The sequence below is a fragment of the Vreelandella subglaciescola genome, assembly GCF_900142895.1.
In the GTDB taxonomy this organism is placed as follows: Bacteria; Pseudomonadota; Gammaproteobacteria; order Pseudomonadales; family Halomonadaceae; genus Vreelandella; species Vreelandella subglaciescola.
Genome location: NZ_LT670847.1, coordinates 3088232 through 3110097 on the forward strand (window position 1 = coordinate 3088232; position 21866 = coordinate 3110097).

A 21866-nucleotide genomic window follows, 5' to 3' on the forward strand; every position below is an offset into this window, starting at 1 on the left:
CGTTTAGTGACTCCAGAGGTTTTACATTACAGGCAAGCTAGGGCTTGTCGTTTATCAATGAAGTCAGTGTAAATGCCGTGCCTTGGCGGGTTATTGACCCAGCGCAAGGGAGTTCCGTCTTCTAATAAAAAGGCATGAAAAAGGGCTCCCGCGGGAGCCCTTTCATCTTTCATCTTTCATCTTTCATCTTTCATCTTTCATCTTTCAGCTTTTATTATGCTGAGCGGTATTATGCCCGCTCGATGGCCTGATATTCCTCCGCATCGGCCGTCACGCTGCTCACCACCATGATGGCAACGAAGGCAGCGATGAAGCCGGGAATGATCTCGTAGATACCGGGACCGCCCATGAACTCACCGTTCCAGCCCAGTGAAATCCAGATGATAACGGTGAGGGCACCTACAATCATGCCCGCAAGGGCGCCGGCACCGTTGGTGCGCGGCCACATCAGCGACAGAATGATCAGCGGGCCGAAGGCCGCGCCAAAGCCTGCCCAGGCGTTACTCACCAGACCCAGCACCTGAGAGGTTGGATCCGACGCAATGACCGCTGCCACCAGGCCAACCAGCACGACACTAATCCGGCCAACCGTGACGGCTTCTTTTTCCGACGCCTCTTTACGCAGGAACAGGCGGTAGAAATCCTCGGTCAGCGAGGAGGAGGCCACCAGCAGCTGGCTGGAAATGGTGCTCATGACGGCGGCAAGCAGTGCGGCATAAAGGAAGCCGGTGATCAGCGGGTGGAACAGCAGTTCCGAGAGGATGATAAAGATCGTTTCCGGATCGGCGACCTCGAGTCCGTTGCGGATCGCATAGGCCCGGCCGAATATCCCCATGGAGATGGCGCCGACCAGCGAGATGAACATCCAGCTCATGCCGATGTTACGGGCGACAGGAACCTCTTTCAGACTCCGGATGGCCATGAAGCGCACAATGATGTGTGGCTGCCCAAAATACCCCAGCCCCCACGTTACGGCAGATAGCCAGCCGATAAAGGTCAACCCCTCCGTCCAGGATAGAAGCGTAGGATCGGTTGCATTCAGGGTCTGTGACGCCTGATCGAAGCCGCCGCCCCCTTGGCCATAGAGGACCACGATGGGCATGATCACCAGTGCCAGCATCATGATGCAGCCCTGCACGAAGTCCGTCATGCTCACGGCCATGAAGCCGCCGATGACTGAGTAGACCAGTACCACGCCCAGCGTGATAACGATGCCTGCAGAGTAGTCGCTCATGCCGCCAATACTGATCACGCCGGAAAACGCGCTTTCGAACAGCTTGCCGCCTGCCACCAGGCCCGACGCTGTATAAACCGCGAAAAACACCACGATAACGATAGCAGATACCGTTCTCAGCGGTATGGCTTGGGTCGGGAAGCGGTTTGCCAGGAATGCCGGAATGGTGATCGCATTACCATAGTGCACCGTTTGTTCGCGAAGGCGCGGTGCAACCAGCACCCAGTTGAAGAACGCGCCCACGAACAGGCCGATACCAATCCAGGCGGAACCCAGGCCGGAGATAAACATGGCCCCGGGTAAACCCAGCAGCAGCCAGCCGCTCATGTCCGAAGCGCCCGCCGAAAGGGCTGCTACCTGTGGGCTTAGGGATCGGCCACCCAGTATGTAACCTTCAGACGTAGACGTGGATTTGCGCATCGCATAGAAGCCGATGCCAATCATGAGTGCGAAGTAGATAAAAAGGCTGATCCAAACGCCAATAGCCATAAGAACATCTCCCGTTTGTTATTGAGCCGGGTGCCACTCCGGCCGATTGTGGGTATGCGTATGCAGCAACCCGGGCTGTTGTAATCCCGCCTTATTCACCGGGCTGAGACAGAAAAGAAGATGGCGAGCAGTTTCTCTTGTAGAATCAATATGTTCCTAACCGAACTTGACTCAAGAGGACCACTCGCCATGGGTGAAAGCCTATCCCCCTGGACCCCGTCATGCAACGGGTCCATCCGCGTCGAGCTCAGCGGCCATCGCACCACCAGCGACAGCGGTGCTTTGCTGTTGCGTGAAGCCCTCGACAACAGCGGCATGATCGATGCGCTGGACGACCATCTGGTCGATCATCGCGACCCGGATCGCGTCCGCCACTCGTTAGCCAGCCAGCTGCGTACCCTGGTGCTGCAGCGTTCGATGGGCTGGATCGACCTCAGCGATACCGACACGCTCCGCCGTGACCCGCTCTGGCAGCTAGCCTGCAGTGATGCCCGCGGGACAACGCCGTTGGCTCAGGACCGGCCATCTCAAGCGACGCTGTCGCGGCTGCTGACGTGCCTGGGCCGCGACGACAATATCGATACCGTGCATGAGGGCCTGCTGCGGCTGGCGGTCTGGCGACTGACCTCGCTGGACGGCGGCGAACGCCCCGAGCATCTGACGCTGGACATCGACGGCTTGCCGATCGACGTCCACGGCCACCAGGGCGGTTCGGCGTTTCATGGACTTTACGGGGCCAGAATCTACTCGCCTTTGGTGGCCTCGCTGGCAGAGACCGGCGACATGGTGGGCGGTCTGCTGCGTGAAGGTAACGCCGGCCCAGCCGAGAATGCCGATACCTGGATCCCACATCTGGTGCGGCGACTCAACGAGAGCACCGGGGCCAAGGTCAAGGTACGCATCGACGCGGGTTTCACCGACAACGACACGCTTGAGGCGCTGGAAGATCGCGACATCGAGTATCTGGGCCGGTTGCGCAGTCATACGGGCCTGCAGACACTGGCAGCGCCACATCTGAAGCGGCCACGCGGCCGGCCCCCCGAGCAACCTCGGGAATGGTGCCATGACCTGGCGTACCAAGCCGGTACCTGGCCGGCGCCGCGGCGCGTGGTGCTGGTGGTACAAGAGCGGCCCGATGATCTGCTGCTGCATGCCTTCTTTTTGGTCACCAACCTCGGCAAGTTCAACTGGCCGCCGGAAAAGGTCCTGGCGCTTTATCGCAAGCGCGGCAGCGCCGAAGCCCACATGGGCGAGGTGAAGTCGGCGCTCGACCTGCATCTCTCCTCGACTGATCGCGGTGTCTCCACCGTCCAGGACGTCATGGCCCGCAACGAGGTAAACCTGCTGCTGACTCTCTGCGCTTATCAGGTGCTACACGGGCTGCGTTGCCTGTTGGAACGACAGACCCGGCAGGGCTGGAGCCTGAAGCGGATGCGCGAGCAGGTGCTTAAGGTGGCCGCCACGCTGACAGTGCACGCCCGGCGCATCACCGTGCACCTCGGCGATGCCGCCGATAAATGGTGGCCATCTTTACTGAAAGGGTTGCCGCGGCTGACGGCATTGACCTGACACGTCGCATTACTCAGCCTTTTCCAGCAGACAAAACGGCCACTATGGAGGCCGACGACCACGGCTGCGCCGTCACTCGAAACCAATGAACTTCAGTTATAAATATCACGGCATTGATACGATAAAGCTATGTGCTAATCGGCTACTCAGCGACCGTATGACATAAAAGCCGGTCGGTCCCGGTCACCACGGGACGTAAAACGCTCGTTCGGCGTCCTGATGAATAAGGCGGGGTAATATTTATTTATCGTTGTCGAGGTTATGGCTGTGGCCTTAGCTATCCCCCATGGCCAGAAGTGAGGCGTTGCCGCCGAGGGCGGCGGTGTTGTTGGTCACGGTTTTTTCCGAGGCAAAGCGCAGCAGGTAGTTGGGCCCACCGGCCTTGGGGCCGGTGCCTGAAAGCCCCTGGCCGCCAAACGGCTGAACGCCGACCACCGCGCCGATGATATTGCGATTGATATACACGTTACCGGCGCGGATTTTCTGCGCGATTTCCGCTGCGAACGAGGCATTACGGCTGTGCACGCCAAACGTCAGCCCGTAGCCGCGACCGTTGATATCGTCGATGACCTGATCGAGCTCACTGGCTTTGTAGCGCACGATGTGGAGTATCGGCCCGAACTGTTCGCGGCTAAGCGCATCGATGTTGTCGATGGCAACGGCCGCCGGTGCGATAAAGGTGCCGTCCTGTGTCCGCTCGGCCTCCAGCGGCGTTTGTGCAATCAGGCGGCCTTCCGCGGTCAGCGTGTCGATGTGGGCCTGCAGCTGTTCGCGGGCGTCTTCGTCGATGACCGGGCCCACGTCAGTGCCCAGGTCACGCGGGTCGCCCACGCGCAGTTCCTGCATTGCCCCGGTCAGAATTTCGATGACGCGCTCGGCCACGTCTTCCTGCAGGTACAGCACGCGTAGCGCCGAACAGCGTTGGCCAGCGCTCTGAAAGGCTGACTGGATAACGTCAACCACGACCTGTTCAGGCAGGGCGGTGGAGTCCACGATCATCGCGTTCATGCCGCCGGTTTCGGCAATCAGCGTGGGCAGCGGCGCGTTTTCCCGCGCGGCCAGCGCTCGGTTGATAATTTGCGCGGTATCAGTGCCGCCGGTAAACGCCACGCCGGTAATGCGCGGGTCGGCGGTCAGCACGCTGCCCACGCTCTTGCCATCGCCGGGCAGCAGCTGTACTGCGTTGCGCGGCATGCCGGCGGCGTATAAAAGTTCGACCACGCGGTGGGCAATGAGCGAGGTTTGTTCCGCCGGCTTGGCCAGTACGGTATTGCCGGCCACCGCCGCGGCGACCATCTGGCCGCAGAAAATCGCCACGGGGAAGTTCCACGGGCTGATGGCCGCGAAGACACCCTTTCCGCCCATCTGCAGGCAGTTGGACTCGCCGGTGGGGCCGGGCAGTTCGATGGCCTCGCTGAAAATGTCTTCAGCGCGCATGGCGTAATAACGGCAGAAATCCACTGCTTCCTTGATTTCGTCAACGCCGTCGGTCAACAGCTTGCCGCCTTCCCGCGAGCACAGCGTCATCAGCTCGGGCGTGTGTGACTCGAGCAGGTCGGCAAAGCGGCGCAGTATGGCGGCGCGCTCGGCCACCGGCGTGGCGTCCCAGTCGGGAAACGCTGCCCAGGCCGCATCCAGCGCCTGAGCCGTTTGTGCCTGGGTGACCCATTGAATGCTGCCCAGACGCTGGCGCCGGTCAAAGGGGCAGGTGACGTCGTGGGTGTTGGCCGTATCGTCGTCGACCTCAAACGCCAGCAGGGGCTTGGCCGTATAGGTTTTCTCCATGAACTCGGCCATTTGTTCCATCAGCGGATAGAAATGGCTGCGAACGTTGAGATTTACGCCGCGCGAGTTGCGCCGCCGAGGGCCGTAAATATCCTGGGGCAGCGGGATGCGCGGGTTGGCAAAGGACTCGTGCGCGGCAAGGGTGTCAACGGGGTGTTCACAAAGCGATTTTACCGGCACGTCGGGATCAACGATCTGGTGGACAAACGACGAGTTGGCGCCGTTTTCCAGCAGCCTGCGCACCAGGTAGGGGAGTAGATCCTTGTGCGCACCAACCGGTGCGTAAATACGGCAATAGGTGCCCTCGGGCGCGCGCTTAAGAGCGGCGTCGTAAAGCGCTTCGCCCATCCCGTGCAGGCGCTGAAACTCAAACGGTCGGCCGTGCTGGTTGGCCTGGGCCAGAATGGCCGTCACCGTATGGGCGTTGTGGGTGGCGAACTGGGGGAAGATACGTCCCTTTGTTGCCTCGGAAAGCAGAAACTGTGTGCAGGCCAAATACGCCACGTCGGTGCAGGCTTTACGCGTAAACACCGGGTAGCCTTCAACGCCCAGCTGCTGAGATTCCTTGACCTCGGTATCCCAGTAAGCGCCTTTCACCAGCCGCAGGGGGATTTCGTCGCCCTGCTGGTCGGCCAGCCGGTTAATGTAGTGAAGCGTGGGCAGCGCGCGCTTGGCGTAGGCCTGTATCACTAGACCAAAGTGCCCCCAGCTTTTCGCGGCGTCGCTTTCGTACACGGCGCGGAAAACCTCGAGCGACAGCTCCAGACGGTCGACTTCCTCGGCGTCGATGGTGATCTCGACATCAAGCTCGCGTGCCGTTTTCACCAGCGCGGTGACGGTATCCACCAGCTCGGTCAGGATCTGCTCGCGGCGGCCAAATTCATAGCGCGGGTGCAGCGCTGACAGCTTGATCGAGATGGACGGCGCGGGCGTGGTGTCGCGCAGTTTCTGGCGCGCCTTGCCCACCTGCTCGATGGCGCTTTTATAGTCGTTGAAGTAGCTCTGGGCGTCACCCCGGGTGCGCGCGGCTTCGCCCAGCATGTCGTAGGAATAGGTGTAGCCTTTGTCGAACAGCGGCTTGGAGCGCTTGAGCGCTTCGTCGATGTCGCGCCCCAGAACAAACTGCTTGCCCATGATTTTCATGGCTTCAACCATGGCGCGGCGAATGACCGGCTCGCCCATGCGATTGACCATGCGGTTGATAAAGCTGGCCGGCTGGCCGTCTTCAGGGTGGGGGTGGTCAAGTTTGAGCACGTGGCCGGTCATCAACAGCCCCCACGTCGAGGCGTTGACCATCCATGATTCGCTTTTGCCGACGTGGGCGTTCCAGTCGGCGGGGCCGAGTTTGTCTTCGATCAGCGCATCGGCGGTGGCCTTGTCGGGAATGCGCAGCATGGCCTCGGCCAGGCACATCAACATCAGCCCTTCGTGGGTATCCAGGCTGTATTGCTGAAGCAGCTCGTCGATGGTATCGACGGCGGTATCCATGTTGCGTACTTCGCGCACCAGCGAAGCGGTGTCTTCTTCAATGCGAGCGTAGTCATCGCGGTCAACTTCCAGCAGTTTGATGAGCTCCCGGACAAAGCGGTCTTCATCGACAATATAGTGATCGCTAAGGCGCGCCATTAGCGTATCAATATCGGTTTGCCAGGTGGCAGGGTCACGCAGTGTCTTGGCATTGAGCATTGAAGCCCCCAGAGAAGAGACAGAACCAGTCAGGTATTACGCCTTACGATGCTTTCGAATGTAAGGCGCAAAGGCCCCACGTGCATGTTCGTTTCAGGGTAAAACGTGTTGGTTTCATTGTAAGCGCTTTACCACAAAGGCTTTTTAGGACTTTAGTGGAGTTTGAATCTTATCGCCAGCGAGGGGGCTCGAAGCGCATAAGACATTAGTCTGTGACGCTTTGGTTTGACGAACGGTTTGACGAACGGTTTGATGACGTAGCTGACGTGGCGATACGCCAAAGCAGCGGCGAAAAGCGTGAGACAGCGTACTTTGGCTGGCAAAACCGGTTTGCAGGGCGATGTCGGTCAGCGGCAGGGCGCTTTGCAGGATCATTTGGCGGGCTGTGCCCAAACGCTGGCGGCGCACGAACTGCCAGGGAGAAAGCCCGGTCTGGCGACGAAACTGCGTGGAAAAATGCGCCTCACTCAGGCAGGCCAGACTCGCCAGATCAGCGACGCGTAGCGGCTCGGCCAGGTGGTGTTCAATATAGCGCTGAATAGGCGCCATGTTTAAGCGTTTGGATGTCTGTCGGGTGCTCGGGCCAAGGCGTGACATCAGCGCGCCGAGAAAAGCCACGGCCAGCCGGTCGTGGTGCATGGCGTCGCTATGGTCAGGCGCCGTACGGCCAGGCTCGCTTTCTATCAGCGCCATTTCGCTTTCCATAAAGGCCATATAGTGGCGCAGGGCGTTATCGAGCGTAAAAAAGCGTGGAGCATCAAACAGCGCGGCCAACTCGCGATGATCACCGCAAAGCGCCGGGGCTTCGGGGGGAAGGTCAAGAATGAGCTGGCGGTTATCAGAATTGCCTGAATAGTAGTGCTCGCAGTTGGCCGGCACGATGCAGCCGGCGTAGGCATCCAGCCGCCCGCCGAGTCCCTCGATTTCAAAGCGTGCGGTGCCGCAGAGCGTAATCACGATCTGATGAAAAGCGTGCGCGTGATGACGGGTAGCGGTGTCCAGCGGCAGCGCGCGAATGGTGCTGAGCATGGCGACCTCCTCGAGGGTTAAGGTTGGCGCAGGGCCATGCGTGCGGCCAGGTGGTCGCGCAGCGCCTGAAGCTCGGACTGCCCGCGCGTATCCAACAGGGGCTTGCCCTGGGCAATCTGCCAGCGGCGGCCATGCTCTTCCATAAGGTGCACGGCACGGCGGCGCACGCCTTCCAGATACTCATCGTGCCGAATCGGATAGCCGATCAGCGTGTGCCATTCGCTTTCGCTGACCTGGCTTGCCAGTGCCTTGTCAAACACGTCCAGCAGGTGGTGTGATTCGGTGCGATAGCGCGGCGTACGGGTCGACAGCAGTATGATCACTGTGCTGCCGATGACCAGCAGGCAAACGCCAAACACCAGCAAATAAAGCGCCATGAAACGGCTCCGGAATTGCGTGTACGGGATGTCATGTACGTTACAGGAACGTCATATGTACAGGGACGTGTGAAGCAAACGTACATCATACGCTGACACGCAACGCGAGAAAATTTGTCGGGCAAGCGAACTTTTGTTGATAACGGTGTCTGATAGTTTACAGGCAGCATAGCGATAGCAGTGGCAAAGGCTGTTGCATTGATCACCGTGACAGGAGGATCAGCGCGAGAATTGTTGGACTGGCTTATTGTTTTCGATCCCTTGTTTACGCTGCCTACGGGCAGCGTTTTTTTATGCATGCCATATTGTTACGTCTTCAGCATGCCGAAGGACCGAGTCTCACGAATACATCAATGGCGCCGCGTATTGAGCAGGGCCATCAGGATGTCGCGCCGCGTGACAATGCCGACGAGGCGCTGCTGCTCCACGACCGGGTAAATCTTGGGCTTGGCGCCAAGCATTTCCTGAGCCAGGTCGGTAATGGATTTGTTGGGCGTAACGCTGAGCACGTCGTTGCGCATCAGTTCTTTTACCAGCGGCGCTTCACCGTCATTATAAACGCTATCCAGTACCTGACCGATCACATCCTGCTCGGAAATAAAGCCCACCAGACGATCCGCGCTATCGACGACCGGTGCGCCGGGCAGGCGATGTAGCGTCAAACCCTGGGCAAGCGTGGTGATCGAGGTCTCTGGCGATACCCGGTAGCAGTCCCGGGACATGATATCGCGAACAACATCCGGCGTTTTCTGAGCCATAATAATGCTCCTGACACGAATCGTGGTTGAAGAACGCTGCAGCGGCCATCATTTATAAAACTAGCCTATTTCATTGATTTTTACCCGCCAGGAGTACGCTGATGGATGCACGCGAATACTTGAGCCGTAAGGGCGTTGCGCTGGACCGCGACCCGGATCGTCCTAATACCCTGGAAGAGAAAGCCTGGGAACGCGCCCGTGGCGCCGGTGACCACCGGCCTATTACCGGCACGCCGCACGACTGGGAGGATTGGGAGCGCTATCACGACGAGCTGGCCGAAGATGCGGCGTCGCTGGAGCAGAAAATCGACAAGCAGGCCCACCGTCAGGCGGAACACCCGCCCGTAACGGCGCCCGCTAGCGAGTCTGAAGCGAACGCATCCGCCCCCGAGCCTGAACCTGAACCTGAACCTGAACCTGAACCTGAACCGGCGCAGGCAGCGGCCAGCGCGGCGGTGGGGCACTTTACGCCGCCAGCGCCAGGCCAGGCGGCCGAGCTGGATATGCCCGCCGCGCCCGCTGAAGATGAGCCCGCGGTGCTCAACGCCGCCTACGCCGCGCTGGCCGTGCTGTTCCCACCGCTGGCCGTCGGGTTGAGCGGCGGTGGCGGGCAGCGAGTCGCGATCAGTATCGCTCTGACCTTGCTGCTGTGGGTGCCGGGCATCATCTATGCGATCACCTGGCTGCGCCGCCGCTAATGGCGTTGGGCAGCGCACGGCAAGCCGGTATACTCGGGTAAACGTTTTTCTGTAACGAGGTTTACCGTGAGCTATCTTATTGGCGTGACGGCGCTGTGGGCATTTTCGTTCTCGCTGATTGGCGCCTATCTGGCTGGTCAGGTCGACAGCTATTTCGCCGTGCTGGTGCGGGTGTTGCTGGCGACGCTGGTCTTTTTGCCGTTTTTGCGCCCCCGCCTTTTGCAGGGCAAAAAGCGTCTTGCGCTGATGGTGATCGGCGCGCTGCAGCTAGGCGTCATGTACCTGTTTTTTTATCAGTCGTTTCTACTGCTGTCGGTGCCCGAAGTGCTGTTGTTTACCGTCTTTACGCCGGTGTATATCGCGCTGCTTGACGACCTGCTGTTTGGCCGCTTTACGCCGCTTTATTTGCTCACGGCATTGCTGGCCGTGCTGGGCGCGGCGGTAATCCGCTACGACGGCGTCAATGCCGGTTTCTGGCTGGGCTTCTTCGTGGTGCAGGGCGCCAACCTGTGTTTTGCGCTGGGGCAGGTGGGCTACCGACGGCTGGCTGTCACGCTGCCGCACTCGCTGCCGTGGCATAACGTCTTCGGCTGGTTTTTTCTCGGCGCACTCGCGGTAGCGCTGCCCGCGTTTTTACTGCTGGGCAATACGGCCGCCTTGCCCACTGCAGGCCACCAATGGCTGGTGCTGGTGTGGCTGGGGCTCGCCGCCTCGGGCGGCGGCTATTTTCTCTGGAACCGCGGCGCGGTCAAGGTAAATGCGGGCACGTTGGCGATCATGAACAACGCGCTGGTGCCTGCGGGGCTACTGGTCAATCTGGTGCTGTGGAATCGCGAGGCCGATCTTGGCCGCCTGGCGCTGGGCGGGGCGATTATCGGCCTTTCGCTGTGGCTCAACCAGCGGCTTTACCGCGGGCGCAAAGCCGCGGTGGCCTGAGCGAGCCACGTGCCACGACTTAAGCCTATTTGCCCGCCGCCGCCTGGGCCGACATAATGCAGGCCGATGTTAATGGGTTGCCTTAATGACTGACACAGCTTCTGCTACCGGCGCACCGCCTGATGATAGCGGTAAGCGGCCTTTTGCCACCATCGGCCTGATCGGCCGGCTGGGCAGCGACAAGGTCGTGGATTCTCTCAAGCGCTTGATTCGCTACTTGACCGAGCGCGACTATCACGTGGTGATCGAAGACCGCACGGCTACGGTCGTGACGGACCACGGCTTGCCGGAAACCAGCCGCCGGGCACTGGGCGAGCTGTGCGATCTGGTGATCGTCGTGGGCGGCGACGGCAGCCTGTTGGGCGCGGCGCGCACGCTGTGTGAGACCGGCACGTTGATCCTGGGCGTGAATCGCGGTCGCCTGGGGTTTCTGACCGATATTTCCCCCGACGAGCTGGAAGCCCGCGTTGGCGAGGTGCTGGCCGGCCACTTTGAGCGCGAAGAGCGCTTTCTGCTGGATGCCGAGCTTTACCGTAACGGCGTTGCCGTCGGCCACGGCGAAGCGCTCAACGAAGTCGTGGTGCATTCGGGTAAAGCCGTGCGCATGATCGAGTTTGAGCTGTTCGTCGACGGCCAGTTTGTTTATAGCCAGCGCAGCGACGGTCTGATCGTCGCCACGCCCACCGGCTCCACGGCCTACGCGCTTTCCGGCGGCGGGCCGATCATGCACCCCAAGCTTGATGTGGTAACGCTGGTGCCGATGTTTCCGCATACGCTGTCCAGCCGGCCGGTGGTGCTGGACGCGGCCAGCGAAATCCGCATTCATATTGGCGAAACCAACCTGACCTATCCGCATATCAGCTGCGACGGCCAGACTCGCGCGGTGGCCAAGCCCGACGACGTGCTGGTGGTAAAACGCAAACCTGAACGGGTGCAGCTGGTACACCCGCTCGGGCATAATTTTTACGAAGTGCTGCGCAGTAAGCTGGGCTGGAGCCATCGGCTGGGAGATTAATCATGCACAACACCCCGCAAGGCAGGCCACGGCTGGAAGGTTACGATTTAATTGGCGATGTTCACGGCTGCGGCGCGACGCTGGTTACGCTGCTGGAGAAAATGGGCTACGAGCAACGCGGCGGCGTATACCGGCATCCGCGGCGGAAAGTGATTTTTCTCGGGGATTTGATTGACCGCGGGCCGCGTATTCGTCTTTCGGTGACCATTGCCCGGCGTATGGTGGAAGAGGGCGAGGCGCACATCGTCATGGGTAACCATGAATATAACGCGCTGGCCTATTCCTATCCGGGGCCAGCCGGCAGCGGTAAGCGCTGGCTGCGCGAGCATACGCCGCGCAACAATCGTCTGATTCGTGAAACGCTGGAGCAGTATTACGACTATACCAACGAGTGGGAAGATACCCTGGCGTGGTTCAAGACCATTCCGCTGTGTCTGGAGATTGACGGTATTCGCGTGGTTCACGCCTGCTGGGATGAGACGCTGATCTCGAGGTTAAAGCAGCGCCACCCCAACGCCTGTATGGACGATGCGTTTCTGGAAGAGTCGACTGATGCCTCGACCGAGGCGTTCAGCATTCTTGACCGGCTGACGCGCGGAGCGAACATCCCGCTGCCCGGTGACGTCGAGATCCATTCCGGCGACGGCTTTACGCGCCGGAGTTTCCGCGCGCATTTCTGGAGCAAAGATCCGTTGGTCTGGGGCGACGTGGTGTTTCAGCCGGACAACCTGCCGGGTGATCTGGAAGCCCGGCTGCTTGAGCCGGGTGAGCGCCAGCGCTTGAGCTACTACGGCAGTGATCAGCCGCCGCTGTTTATTGGCCATTACTGGTGCGAGGGCGTGCCGTCGCTGCCGACGCACAATATTGCCTGCCTGGACTACAGTGCAGTGAAGTACGGGCGCCTGGTAGCGTACCGCTGGAGCGGCGAGCAAACGCTGAACGCCGACCGTTTTGTCTGGGTGCGCGTGCCCCGTGAAGAGAGCTTGCTGTCGGGCTGATGCAGCGACACATCGCCGATTTTAGAAAAACTGACATTTTTTGCGATAGCGAGTGAACTTTGCCTGCTGCCGGCCCTCATAGTAAGTGTTCCCTTGAATGATCCCTTGCTTTATCCGGCGGCTTCCACCGCCGGTTTTTTTCGTCTGGACATAAAGAGAGCGCCATGCAGCCCGTTATGCTTCTGCCCCACGATGCCGATACGCGTACGCTGCGCCAGACGCTTTGGCAGCAACGCATCAGCCACCGTATTACCCAGGAGGCTGACGGTCAGCTTCTGTGGCTGGCCAACCCGGCTCAGTATGATGCGCTGCAAGAGGTAGTGGGGCGCTGGCAGCGCGGCGAGCCGCTGGATACGCCTGACCACCCGCGCCCTCAGCCCCGGGGCATGGTTAACTCGCTGTCGCTGGGGTTAATCAAGCGCGTGCCGGTCACCGCGGCGATGGTGGCCCTGAGCGTTGCGGTGTTTGCGCTGATCAGCGTGTTTGGCGACTGGCTGATTGTCAGTTTGACCATCGTGCCGGTCGGCATCTCCGGCGACGAGCTGGTGTTTGGCTCGCTAAGCCAGACGCTGGCCAGCGGCCAGATATGGCGGCTGTTATCCCCGGCGTTTTTGCACTTTGGCTGGACGCATCTGATTTTCAACCTGATGTGGGTCTGGTATTTCGGCCGCCAGGTCGAAACGCTGCAGGGCAGCCGCTGGATGCTGACGCTGCTACTGGTCGCCGGCGTGGGTGCCAATTTGGCCCAATACGCCACGGGTACGGCACTGTTTGGCGGTATGTCGGGCGTGGTTTATGCGCTGCTGGGCCACGTATGGCTGATGTCGCGCCGCGTACCACAAAGCGGTTTTTTCGTGCCGACGATGCTGGTCGTCTTCATGCTCGGCTGGATGGTGTTCACCATGACGGCGCTAGCGGGCAAGGTAGGCTTTGGCAACGTGGCCAATGAAGCGCACCTGGGCGGGCTGATGGTCGGGCTTGCTACCGGCTGGTATGCCTCCATACGGCGCCTTCGTTCGGGCTCCTAGGGTTCGCCTGAAAAGCGCCTGTGCTCACCATGTGGTGTTAACAATCGACTCAAGGTACTCATTGACTGTATGTAAACTCGTGCAACTATTCTTATTGTGTAATAACCCCCGGCCTTGGTGCCGGGGGTTTTTTTGTATAGCGCAATGGTATGCTGGGCGGGTTTACGGGCGCCGTTTTGTACGGCTGCCGACAGCGAATACCACCTCGCCGGAGCTTGCCATGAGCGATATGACCTTCGAGAAAATGATCAGCCAAATGACGCCGTCAATCTATACAAGCCTCAAGCAGGCGGTGGCATTGAGAAAGTGGCCGGACGGCAAGCTGCTGACGTCAGAGCAGACCAGACTGTGCCTGGAGGCAGTCATGCGTTACGAAGTGGAGAACAGGGTGCCCGAAGAAGACCGCGTGGGCTATTTGCAGCAGCGCACCTGCGGTGCCGGTGCCGACGGCAGCGGCGTGTCCCCGGAAATGGCCGGGCTTGGCCGGGATGCCACCGGTGGCCGCTGAAATGCTCTCGGGCGGGCTGCAAAAAATGGCCGCAGTGCCCGGCGCTGATTCGGTCGGCACCGTTGAGTACCGGCTGCGGGTCGGTGAACACGAGGTTGGGCTGAACGCGCGTATCGGTATGCCGCTTAGCCTTGAATGGCACGGTGAAATTGCGTGTACCAACTGCGGACGCAACACCCGCAAAAGCTTTGGTCAGGGCCACTGCTACCCGTGCTTCAAACGCCTGGCGCGATGCGATATGTGCATCGTCAAGCCCGAGCTTTGCCACTACTTTCAAGGCACCTGCCGCGAGCCCGAGTGGGGCGAGGCCAGCTGCTTTACGCCACACGTTGTGTATCTGGCGAACTCATCGGGGCTGAAAGTCGGAATTACCCGCAAAACCCAGCTGCCCACCCGCTGGCTGGATCAAGGCGCCATTCAGGGGCTACCCATACTCGAAGTGGCCACCCGCCAGCAGGCGGGATTTGCCGAGGTGCTGCTGAAAGAGGCGGTGTCTGATCGCACCAACTGGCGCGCCATGCTCAAGGGCGACGTGGCAATGCTTGATCTGTACGCCGAACGTGATCGTTTACTGGCACAGTTTGCACCGAGGCTGGATGCGCTGCGGGACACCCACGGTGGTGATGCCATCCGCCGGCTGGATGCCCGGGCGCAGGCCTTCACGTATCCGGTACGGACTTTCCCTACCAAAGTGGTGTCGCACAACCTGGATAAAACCCCGAAAATTGAAGGCGTGCTGTTGGGCATCAAGGGCCAGTACCTGATGCTCGATACCGGCGTGATCAACCTGCGCAAATTTACCGGCTATCAGGTCAGCGTGGCGTAAGTGTATTTGACGCTGTATTCATGTCTCGCGGCGATCGCTTGCCCAGGTATTGGCATCGGGGATCGATATCGTATAGTCCTGGGCCAGGTAGTCGGATGACAGAATGAAGTCGGCGCTGGCGGCGTTACAGGCCACCGGCACGTTCCACAGCGCGGCCAGACGCAGCAACGCCTTGACGTCGGGGTCGTGGGGCTGCGGGGCGAACGGGTCCCAGAAGAAAATCAGCACGTCCAGCGCCTGTTCGGCAATCCGCGCGCCCATTTGCTGATCGCCGCCAAGCGGGCCGCTCATCAGGCCTTCAACGTTCAGCCCCAGATGCGTTTGCAGCTTGCCGGCCGTGGTGCCGGTGCCCACCAGCTGATGCTGCTGCAGCGTTTCCTGCCAGCGGCTCGCCCATTCCAGAAGCTCGCGTTTCTTGCCGTCGTGGGCGATAAGGGCAATACGTTTGCGCGCCGGCAGTGTGCGCGTTGCCTGGCGGGTAGGGCGGGCATTGTGCATGATGTTTCTCCTGATCAATGTGTGCGAGCCTAGTAAATACCTGTCAGCCTTATTAAAGGACAAACGGATGACATTTAATATCGCCATTAACGGCTTTGGGCGGATTGGACGCAACGTGCTGCGGGCGCTGTATGAAAACGGCTATCGCGAGCGCGTTCGCGTGGTGGCGATCAACGACCTGGGTGATCCCGCGCTCAATGCGCACCTGCTGCGTCATGATAGCGTGCATGGCCACTTTAACCTGCCGGTGAGCCATGACGAACAAAGCATTAGCGTAGGCGATGATCGTATCGCGATGCTGGCCGAACGCGACCCCCGTGCGCTGCCGTGGCAGTCGCATAACGTGGACATCGTGCTGGAATGCACCGGCCTGTTTACCCGCCGCGAGGCCGCCGCCGGCCACCTTGCCGCCGGCGCACGCCGGGTGCTGATTTCAGCGCCGTGCCCCGACGCTGATGCAACCGTGGTGTTCGGGGTGAACGACGACGTGCTGCGTGCGACGCATACGGTGGTCTCCAATGCCTCCTGCACCACCAACTGTCTGGCGCCGCTGGCCCAGGCGCTGGACGCTGCGCTGGGCATTGACAGCGGGCTGATGACCACCATTCACGCCTACACCAACGACCAGCACCTGTCGGACACCTGGCACAAGGATCCGTACCGCGCACGCAGCGCTACCCAGTCGATGATTCCGACCCAAACCGGCGCCGCGGCGGCGGTCGGCAAGGTGCTGCCAGCGCTTGACGGCAAGCTCGACGGCCTCGCCGTGCGCGTGCCGGTGATCAACGTCTCGCTGGTTGACGTCACCTTTACCGTGGCGCGAGATACCAGCGTCGCGGAAGTCAATGCGATTGTGGCGCAGGCAGCGGAGCACTCAGGCGTCATGGCCGTCAACGCGCAGCCGCTGGTCTCGATCGACTTCAACCACGATGCCCATTCCTGCGTATTTGATCAGAACCACACCCGGGTCAACGGCCGCCTGGTCAAGGTCATGGCCTGGTACGACAACGAATGGGGCTTTTCCAATCGCATGCTGGATACCGCCCTTGCCATGCAGGCGTGCGACAAGTGACGATGCTTTTTTAACGCCCGGTTTTTCACTGTTTTTGGCAACAGGAGCGCCCATGAGCCAGCCCCGAAGTGCATCAACCGAACCGTTCGGCGATGTTAGTCACGCCATTGATCTGGCGCTGTTTGGCGCGCTGGGCGACCTTGCCCAGGGCAAGCTGTTGCCCGCGCTTTACCAGCTTGACCGCGAAGCGCTGCTCGCCGCTGACACGCGGATTCTCGGGCTATCGCGCCACGCCCACGATACGGCGTCGTTTCGCCAGCTGGTGGCCGAGGCCCTCGATGCGCGCCTGACAGATGACGAGCAGGATGCCGAGAGCCGCACGCGTTTTTTACGCCGGTTGGATTACAGTCCGTTGGAGTTTACCCAGGCGGCGGACTATGCCGCCGTGGGCGATTGGCGCGGCACGGCCACGCGGCCGATGGTGGTGTATTTATCCGTCGGGGCGCGGCTTTATGGCGATATTTGCGGCTATTTGCAGCAAAGCGGTAGCCTGGGTGAGCACGATCGCGTGGTGGTGGAAAAGCCCGTGGGGCATGATTTGGCGTCCTCCAACGCGGTCAACGATGCCATTGGCGAGGTTTTCCCCGAAAAGCAGATCTACCGCATCGACCACTATTTGGGCAAGGAAACGGTGCAAAACCTGATTGCGCTGCGCTTTGCCAACCCGCTGTTTGGCAACCAGTGGAACCAGAACCACATTTCCCACGTGGAAATTACCGTCGCTGAAAAAGTCGGCATCGAAGGCCGCTGGGGCTATTTTGACGACGCCGGCCAGCTGCGCGATATGGTGCAGAACCACCTGTTGCAGCTGCTCTGCCTGATTGCCATGGATCCGCCTTCCAATCTGGACGCCGACGCCATCCGCGATGAAAAGGTCAAGGTGCTCAAGGCGCTCAAACCATTGACGCCGGAAGCCCAGGAGCGCGACGTGGTGCGCGGCCAGTACATTGCCGGCACCAGCGACGGCCAGCCGGTGCCGGGCTATCTCGAGGAAGACGGCGCCAATCCGCAAAGTCATACCGAAACCTTCGTCGCGCTGAAAACCGAAGTGGCCAACTGGCGCTGGGCGGGGGTGCCGTTTTATCTGCGCACCGGCAAGCGCCTGCCGGAAAAACTCTCCCAGATTGTCATTCACTTTCGCCAGCAGCCGCACTATATCTTCGATCCCGACCAGCGCAGCCTGGCGGCCAATAAGCTGGTGATCCGCCTGCAGCCGGATGAAGGCATCGCGCTGCAGGTGCTGACCAAAGATAGCGGGCTGGATAAAGGCATGCGCCTGCGTCCCGGCCCGCTGCATCTGGATTTCAACAATGCGTATCCCAAGTCGCGCATTCCCGACGCCTACGAGCGCCTGTTGCTGGAAGTCATGAAAGGCCGGCAGTACCTGTTTGTGCGCCGCGATGAAGTCGAGTACGCCTGGCGCTGGTGCGAGCAGCTGAGCGAAAGCTGGCAGGCGCGCAGTACGCCGCCTCGGCGCTACCCCGCGGGCTCATGGGGGCCGGTGGCGTCCATCGCCATGATTACCCAGGACGGACGCAGCTGGTACGAGGATTACTGATATGAAAAGAGTGCTGACATGAGCGACCCCCGAGAAGCCCTTGCCGGGCAGCTGGCCGAAGCCGTCGCCAGCGCCCTGGCAGAAGATCTGCGCCATCAGCCGCGCGCGTTGCTGGTCGTCTCCGGTGGCTCTACGCCGGTGGCGTTTTTTCGCGCGTTGGCGGCAACGCCGTTGGAGTGGGCGCGGGTTGACGTAACGCTTGCCGACGAGCGTTGGGTGGAAGAAAGTGATTCCGATAGTAATGCCCGTTTGGTGCGCGAGGAGCTGCTGCAGCATGAAGCCGCCGCCGCACGGTTTGTGGGCCTGAAAACCGCCGCCGGCACGCCGGAAGAAGGTGCCGAGGAAGCGGCGGCACGTCTCGAGGCGCTGGCCTGGCCGGCAAGCGTCGTGGTGCTGGGCATGGGAACCGACGGCCATACCGCCTCCATATTTGCCGATAGCCCCGAGCTTGAGCTGGCGCTTGCCACCCGCGATCCACTGGTGGCGGTGCGGGCACCCAGCCAGCGCCAGCCGCGTATCACGCTCTCGGCCGACCGCTTGCACCGTGCGCGGCGGCACTTTCTGCACATTACCGGCGATGCCAAGCGCGACGTGCTGGCCCGAGCGCTGCCCGGCGATGATGCCCGCGAGCTGCCGATCCGCGCGTTTTTAGCCTGCCCGCTGGCGATTTACTGGGCGCCCTGAGGCCAACGGTGTCATGTGGGTGTGCCGCCATGCCCCGAGATCAGGCATGATGAACAGGGTTCTTACTGAATAATGATAATTTTTAATATGTTGGAGACGTTTAATGATTGATAAACAGTTGCCCTCAACGCGTACCGCCGAACTCGACAGCATCTGCCTGAAGGCCGAAGTATTGCCGGTGATTACCATCGAGCGGCTGGAAGACGCCGTGCCCATTGCCCGGGCGCTGGTGGAAGGTGGCCTGCAGGTACTGGAAATCACGCTGCGCACCGCCTGCGCGCTTGACGCCGTGGCGCGCATACGCGAAGCGCTGCCGGGTGCGAGCATTGGCGTGGGCACGGTGCTGACGCCGGCGCAGTATCGTCAGGCCGAGCAGGCGGGGCGGATTTTGTGGTGACCCCGGGCGCGACCGAAGCGCTGTATCGCTACGGCATTGAAAGCCCGGTGCCAATGCTACCGGGCGTGGCAAGCGTCTCCGAAGTGATGACCGGCTGGCAGTACGGCTACCGCCGTTTCAAGTTCTTTCCCGCCGAGGCCAGCGGCGGCGTGGCCGCGCTCAAGGCCTTTAGCGCACCGCTTGCCGACGCGCGTTTTTGTCCCACTGGTGGCATTAACGTCGACAACGCCGGAGATTACCTGGCGCTGGACAGCGTCATGTGCGTAGGCGGCACCTGGCTGACGCCCAAGGCGCTGGTTGACGCTGAAGACTGGGACGGCATCCGCGATCTGGCCAAACAGGCCGCCGAACGCTTTCACCATTAAGCGGCGTTGAGTCTCTTTGTCGCGCTGCCGGCTGTCCTCACGGGCTTAAGTGAATGGTCACCGGCACTTGCTGCGAACAGGCCCCTTTCGGGGCCTTGGCGGCGTCAATCAGAGTCGGACACCGTCGGATAAGGGTTGTCTGGCATGAGCGCTCTGGGTAGAGGCGGGCGGCGGGCATCTTCCTTGGGCCCATAATTGCTGGCTAGATAGTCGAGAATGGTGGCTTCCATCTCGGGCTGGAACTGCCAGAGCCCTTGGGTTTTTTGCATCCAGCGGATCAGCGACTGCCAATGGTTGCGCGAGCCGCTGTTCTGGGTAACCAGCTTGGCGGAATGGCAGACGGTGCAGTTGGCCTTGGTCGCTTGCCAGCCTTCAGCCTGGATAAAACCCGTGTCGGGATCAGTTTCCTGAGCCAGAGCGCCGGCCGGCAGACCCGATCAGCATGGCGATCAGCGCTGCCTTGCCCCACTGAAATGAGGTGTTCATGAATGAGCCCGCCTAATTCACCGGGCTGAGACAGAAAAGAAGATGGCGAGCAGTTTCTCTTGTAGAATCAAGATGTTCCTGAACGAACACAATTCAAGAGGACCACTCGCCATGGGTGAAAGCTTATCCCCCTGGACCCCGTCATGCAACGGGTCCATCCGCGTCGAGCTCAGCGGCCATCGCACACCAGCGACAGCGGTGCTTTGCTGTTGCGTGAAGCCCTCGACAACAGCGGCATGATCGATGCGCTGGACGACCATCTGGTCGATCACCGCGACCCGGATCGCGTCCGCCACTCGTTAGCCAGCCAGCTGCGTACCCTGGTGCTGCAGCGTTCGATGGGCTGGATCGACCTCAGCGATACCGATACGCTTCGCCGTGACCCGCTCTGGCAGCTAGCCTGCAGTGATGCCCGCGGGACAACGCCGTTGGCTCAGGACCGGCCATCTCAAGCGACGCTGTCGCGGCTGCTGACGTGCCTGGGCCGCGACGACAATATCGATACCGTGCATGAGGGCCTGCTGCGGCTGGCGGTCTGGCGACTGACCTCGCTGAACGGCGGCGAACGCCCCGAGCATCTGACGCTGGACATCGACGGCTTGCCGATCGACGTTCACGGCCACCAGGGCGGTTCGGCGTTTCATGGACTTTACGGGGCCAGAATATACTCGCCTTGGTGGCCTCGCTGGCAGAGACCGGCGACATGGTGGGCGGCCTGCTGCGTGAAGGTAACGCCGGCCCAGCCGAGAATGCCGATACCTGGATCCCACATCTGGTGCGGCGACTCAACGAGAGCACCGGGGCCAAGGTCAAGGTGCGCATCGACGCCGGCTTCACCGACACGACACGCTTGAGGCGCTGGAAATCGCGACATCGAGTATCTGGGCCGGTTGCGCAGTCATACGGGCCTGCAGACACTGGCAGCGGCCACATCTGAAGCGGCCACGCGGCCGGGCCCCCGAGCAACCTCGGGAATGGTGCCATGACCTGGCGTACCAAGCCGGTACCTGGCCGGCGCCGCGGCGCGTGGTGCTGGTGGTACAAGAGCGGCCCGATGATCTGCTGCTGCATGCCTTCTTTTTGGTCACCAATCTCGGCAAGTTCGACTGGCCGCCGGAAAAGGTCCTGGCGCTTTATCGCAAGCGCGGCAGCGCCGAAGCCCACATGGGCGAGGTGAAGTCGTCGCTCGATATGCATCTCTCCTCGACTGATCGCGGTGTCTCCACCGTCCAGGACGTCATGGCCCGCAACGAGGTAAACCTGCTGCTGACTCTCTGCGCTTATCAGGTGCTACACGGGCTGCGTTGCCTGTTGGAACGACAGACCCGGCAGGGCTGGAGCCTGAAGCGGATGCGCGAGCAGGTGCTCAAGGTGGCCGCCACGCTGACAGTGCACGCCCGGCGTATCACCGTGCACCTCGGCGATGCCGCCGACAAATGGTGGCCATCCTTACTGAAGGGGTTGCCGCGGCTGACGGCATTGACCTGACACGTCGCATTACTCAGCCTTTTCCAGCAGACAAAACGGCCACTATGGAGGCCGACGACCACGGCTGCGCCGTCACTCGAAACCAATGAACTTCAGTTATAAATATCACGGCATTGATACGATAAAGCTATGTGCTAATCGGCTACTCAGCGACCGTATGACATAAAGCCGGTCGGTCCCGGTCACCACGGGACGTAAAACGCTCGTTCGGCGTCCTGATGAATAAGGCGGGATGAGGTGTTCATGAGACCTCCTCGGCCACCTGAACCGCAATGCGATGGCAGGCGTTATTGAGATAGCCCTTGGGGTTCCAGCCCGGCACCACCATGGGCTGAGAAAGGCCGTTCTCGTCGGTGGCTCTGGCCCAGACTTCAAAGTAGCC

18 protein-coding genes and 2 pseudogenes are annotated in these 21866 nt (G+C 60.9%); 13 read left to right on the top strand and 7 right to left on the bottom strand.

Going from position 1 to position 21866, the window contains the following annotated elements:
• Positions 1-229: 229 nt before the first annotated feature.
• Positions 230-1723, bottom strand: coding sequence for a sodium/proline symporter PutP (putP, locus tag B5495_RS14405; RefSeq protein WP_079550224.1), 1494 nt, complete (start codon positions 1721-1723; stop codon positions 230-232).
• A gap of 150 nt (positions 1724-1873) precedes the next feature.
• Here putP and B5495_RS14410 point away from each other — a divergent pair, with 150 nt between their 5' ends.
• Positions 1874-3292: an IS1380 family transposase gene (locus tag B5495_RS14410; protein WP_079550240.1), complete on the top strand. Its 1419-nt coding sequence runs from the start codon at positions 1874-1876 to the stop codon at positions 3290-3292.
• Between the two features lie 273 nt (positions 3293-3565).
• On the opposite strand, the gene putA is transcribed toward B5495_RS14410, so the two are convergent.
• The 4 genes from putA to B5495_RS14430 all read right to left on the bottom strand — a co-directional run bounded on the left by putA (position 3566) and on the right by B5495_RS14430 (position 8927).
• Positions 3566-6763 (bottom strand): bifunctional proline dehydrogenase/L-glutamate gamma-semialdehyde dehydrogenase PutA, encoded by a 3198-nt coding sequence (putA, locus tag B5495_RS14415; protein WP_079550226.1) that lies wholly within the window; start codon positions 6761-6763, stop codon positions 3566-3568.
• A 144-nt stretch (positions 6764-6907) separates the two neighbouring features.
• Entirely contained in the window at positions 6908-7792 is an 885-nt protein-coding gene (locus B5495_RS14420; RefSeq protein WP_079550228.1) for an AraC family transcriptional regulator, read from the bottom strand.
• Between the two features lie 17 nt (positions 7793-7809).
• Positions 7810-8169 (bottom strand): hypothetical protein, encoded by a 360-nt coding sequence (locus B5495_RS14425; protein ID WP_079550230.1) that lies wholly within the window; start codon positions 8167-8169, stop codon positions 7810-7812.
• A 350-nt stretch (positions 8170-8519) separates the two neighbouring features.
• The gene (locus B5495_RS14430; protein WP_079550232.1) at positions 8520-8927 is read right to left on the bottom strand and encodes a CBS domain-containing protein; all 408 of its coding nucleotides are present in this window, start codon (positions 8925-8927) and stop codon (positions 8520-8522) included.
• A gap of 101 nt (positions 8928-9028) precedes the next feature.
• Between B5495_RS14430 and B5495_RS14435 the strand changes: the two genes are divergently transcribed.
• The 7 genes from B5495_RS14435 to B5495_RS14465 all read left to right on the top strand — a co-directional run bounded on the left by B5495_RS14435 (position 9029) and on the right by B5495_RS14465 (position 14936).
• Positions 9029-9625, top strand: coding sequence for a YqaE/Pmp3 family membrane protein (locus B5495_RS14435; RefSeq protein WP_079550234.1), 597 nt, complete (start codon positions 9029-9031; stop codon positions 9623-9625).
• A gap of 66 nt (positions 9626-9691) precedes the next feature.
• Positions 9692-10561 carry an EamA family transporter gene (locus B5495_RS14440; protein ID WP_079550236.1) on the top strand — a complete coding sequence of 290 codons (870 nt, stop codon included), beginning with the start codon at positions 9692-9694 and terminating at the stop codon, positions 10559-10561.
• An 85-nt stretch (positions 10562-10646) separates the two neighbouring features.
• Positions 10647-11576 carry an NAD(+) kinase gene (locus B5495_RS14445; protein ID WP_079550238.1) on the top strand — a complete coding sequence of 310 codons (930 nt, stop codon included), beginning with the start codon at positions 10647-10649 and terminating at the stop codon, positions 11574-11576.
• A gap of 2 nt (positions 11577-11578) precedes the next feature.
• Positions 11579-12574 carry a metallophosphoesterase gene (locus B5495_RS14450; RefSeq protein WP_231897203.1) on the top strand — a complete coding sequence of 332 codons (996 nt, stop codon included), beginning with the start codon at positions 11579-11581 and terminating at the stop codon, positions 12572-12574.
• Positions 12575-12738: 164 nt separating this feature from the next.
• Positions 12739-13602, top strand: a complete 864-nt coding sequence (locus B5495_RS14455) for a rhomboid family intramembrane serine protease (protein ID WP_079550242.1) — start codon at positions 12739-12741, stop codon at positions 13600-13602.
• Positions 13603-13822: 220 nt separating this feature from the next.
• Positions 13823-14110, top strand: coding sequence for a YeaC family protein (locus tag B5495_RS14460; RefSeq protein WP_079550244.1), 288 nt, complete (start codon positions 13823-13825; stop codon positions 14108-14110).
• Positions 14091-14936, top strand: a complete 846-nt coding sequence (locus B5495_RS14465; RefSeq protein WP_422822005.1) for a DUF2797 domain-containing protein — start codon at positions 14091-14093, stop codon at positions 14934-14936. The genes B5495_RS14460 and B5495_RS14465 overlap by 20 nt, the downstream gene beginning before the upstream one ends.
• 18 nt (positions 14937-14954) lie before the next feature.
• Here B5495_RS14465 and B5495_RS14470 read toward each other — a convergent pair whose 3' ends face one another.
• Positions 14955-15434 (bottom strand): methylglyoxal synthase, encoded by a 480-nt coding sequence (locus B5495_RS14470; protein WP_079550246.1) that lies wholly within the window; start codon positions 15432-15434, stop codon positions 14955-14957.
• 67 nt (positions 15435-15501) lie between these two features.
• Between B5495_RS14470 and gap the strand changes: the two genes are divergently transcribed.
• The 4 genes and pseudogenes from gap (at position 15502) to B5495_RS14490 (ending at position 19510) form a co-directional block, all read left to right on the top strand.
• Positions 15502-16506: a type I glyceraldehyde-3-phosphate dehydrogenase gene (gene gap, locus B5495_RS14475; protein WP_079550248.1), complete on the top strand. Its 1005-nt coding sequence runs from the start codon at positions 15502-15504 to the stop codon at positions 16504-16506.
• Positions 16507-16558: 52 nt separating this feature from the next.
• The gene (gene zwf, locus B5495_RS14480) at positions 16559-18064 is read left to right on the top strand and encodes a glucose-6-phosphate dehydrogenase (protein WP_079550250.1); all 1506 of its coding nucleotides are present in this window, start codon (positions 16559-16561) and stop codon (positions 18062-18064) included.
• 18 nt (positions 18065-18082) lie between these two features.
• Positions 18083-18748, top strand: a complete 666-nt coding sequence (pgl, locus tag B5495_RS14485; protein ID WP_079550252.1) for a 6-phosphogluconolactonase — start codon at positions 18083-18085, stop codon at positions 18746-18748.
• Positions 18749-18851: 103 nt separating this feature from the next.
• Positions 18852-19510, top strand: a pseudogene (locus B5495_RS14490) (bifunctional 4-hydroxy-2-oxoglutarate aldolase/2-dehydro-3-deoxy-phosphogluconate aldolase).
• A gap of 104 nt (positions 19511-19614) precedes the next feature.
• Here the strand turns inward: B5495_RS14490 and B5495_RS14820 are convergent.
• Positions 19615-19779, bottom strand: a complete 165-nt coding sequence (locus tag B5495_RS14820) for a hypothetical protein (RefSeq protein ID WP_197685626.1) — start codon at positions 19777-19779, stop codon at positions 19615-19617.
• 289 nt (positions 19780-20068) lie between these two features.
• Here B5495_RS14820 and B5495_RS14500 point away from each other — a divergent pair.
• Positions 20069-21484: pseudogene (locus B5495_RS14500) on the top strand (IS1380 family transposase).
• Positions 21485-21866 lie beyond the last annotated feature (382 nt).

Bases quoted from the DNA above. Each gene is read 5' to 3' on its own strand.
- B5495_RS14470 (WP_079550246.1), bottom strand. From the start codon at position 15,434: ATGCACAATGCCCGCCCTACCCGCCAGGCAACGCGCACACTGCCGGCG.
- pgl (WP_079550252.1), top strand. From the start codon at position 18,083: ATGAGCGACCCCCGAGAAGCCCTTGCCGGGCAGCTGGCCGAAGCCGTC.
- B5495_RS14430 (WP_079550232.1), bottom strand. From the start codon at position 8,927: ATGGCTCAGAAAACGCCGGATGTTGTTCGCGATATCATGTCCCGGGAC.
- B5495_RS14820 (WP_197685626.1), bottom strand. From the start codon at position 19,779: ATGCAAAAAACCCAAGGGCTCTGGCAGTTCCAGCCCGAGATGGAAGCC.
- B5495_RS14420 (WP_079550228.1), bottom strand. From the start codon at position 7,792: ATGCTCAGCACCATTCGCGCGCTGCCGCTGGACACCGCTACCCGTCAT.
- zwf (WP_079550250.1), top strand. From the start codon at position 16,559: ATGAGCCAGCCCCGAAGTGCATCAACCGAACCGTTCGGCGATGTTAGT.
- gap (WP_079550248.1), top strand. From the start codon at position 15,502: ATGACATTTAATATCGCCATTAACGGCTTTGGGCGGATTGGACGCAAC.
- B5495_RS14460 (WP_079550244.1), top strand. From the start codon at position 13,823: ATGAGCGATATGACCTTCGAGAAAATGATCAGCCAAATGACGCCGTCA.
- B5495_RS14425 (WP_079550230.1), bottom strand. From the start codon at position 8,169: ATGGCGCTTTATTTGCTGGTGTTTGGCGTTTGCCTGCTGGTCATCGGC.
- B5495_RS14450 (WP_231897203.1), top strand. From the start codon at position 11,579: ATGCACAACACCCCGCAAGGCAGGCCACGGCTGGAAGGTTACGATTTA.
- putA (WP_079550226.1), bottom strand. From the start codon at position 6,763: ATGCTCAATGCCAAGACACTGCGTGACCCTGCCACCTGGCAAACCGAT.
- B5495_RS14445 (WP_079550238.1), top strand. From the start codon at position 10,647: ATGACTGACACAGCTTCTGCTACCGGCGCACCGCCTGATGATAGCGGT.
- B5495_RS14410 (WP_079550240.1), top strand. From the start codon at position 1,874: ATGTTCCTAACCGAACTTGACTCAAGAGGACCACTCGCCATGGGTGAA.
- B5495_RS14455 (WP_079550242.1), top strand. From the start codon at position 12,739: ATGCAGCCCGTTATGCTTCTGCCCCACGATGCCGATACGCGTACGCTG.
- B5495_RS14435 (WP_079550234.1), top strand. From the start codon at position 9,029: ATGGATGCACGCGAATACTTGAGCCGTAAGGGCGTTGCGCTGGACCGC.
- putP (WP_079550224.1), bottom strand. From the start codon at position 1,723: ATGGCTATTGGCGTTTGGATCAGCCTTTTTATCTACTTCGCACTCATG.
- B5495_RS14465 (WP_422822005.1), top strand. From the start codon at position 14,091: ATGCCACCGGTGGCCGCTGAAATGCTCTCGGGCGGGCTGCAAAAAATG.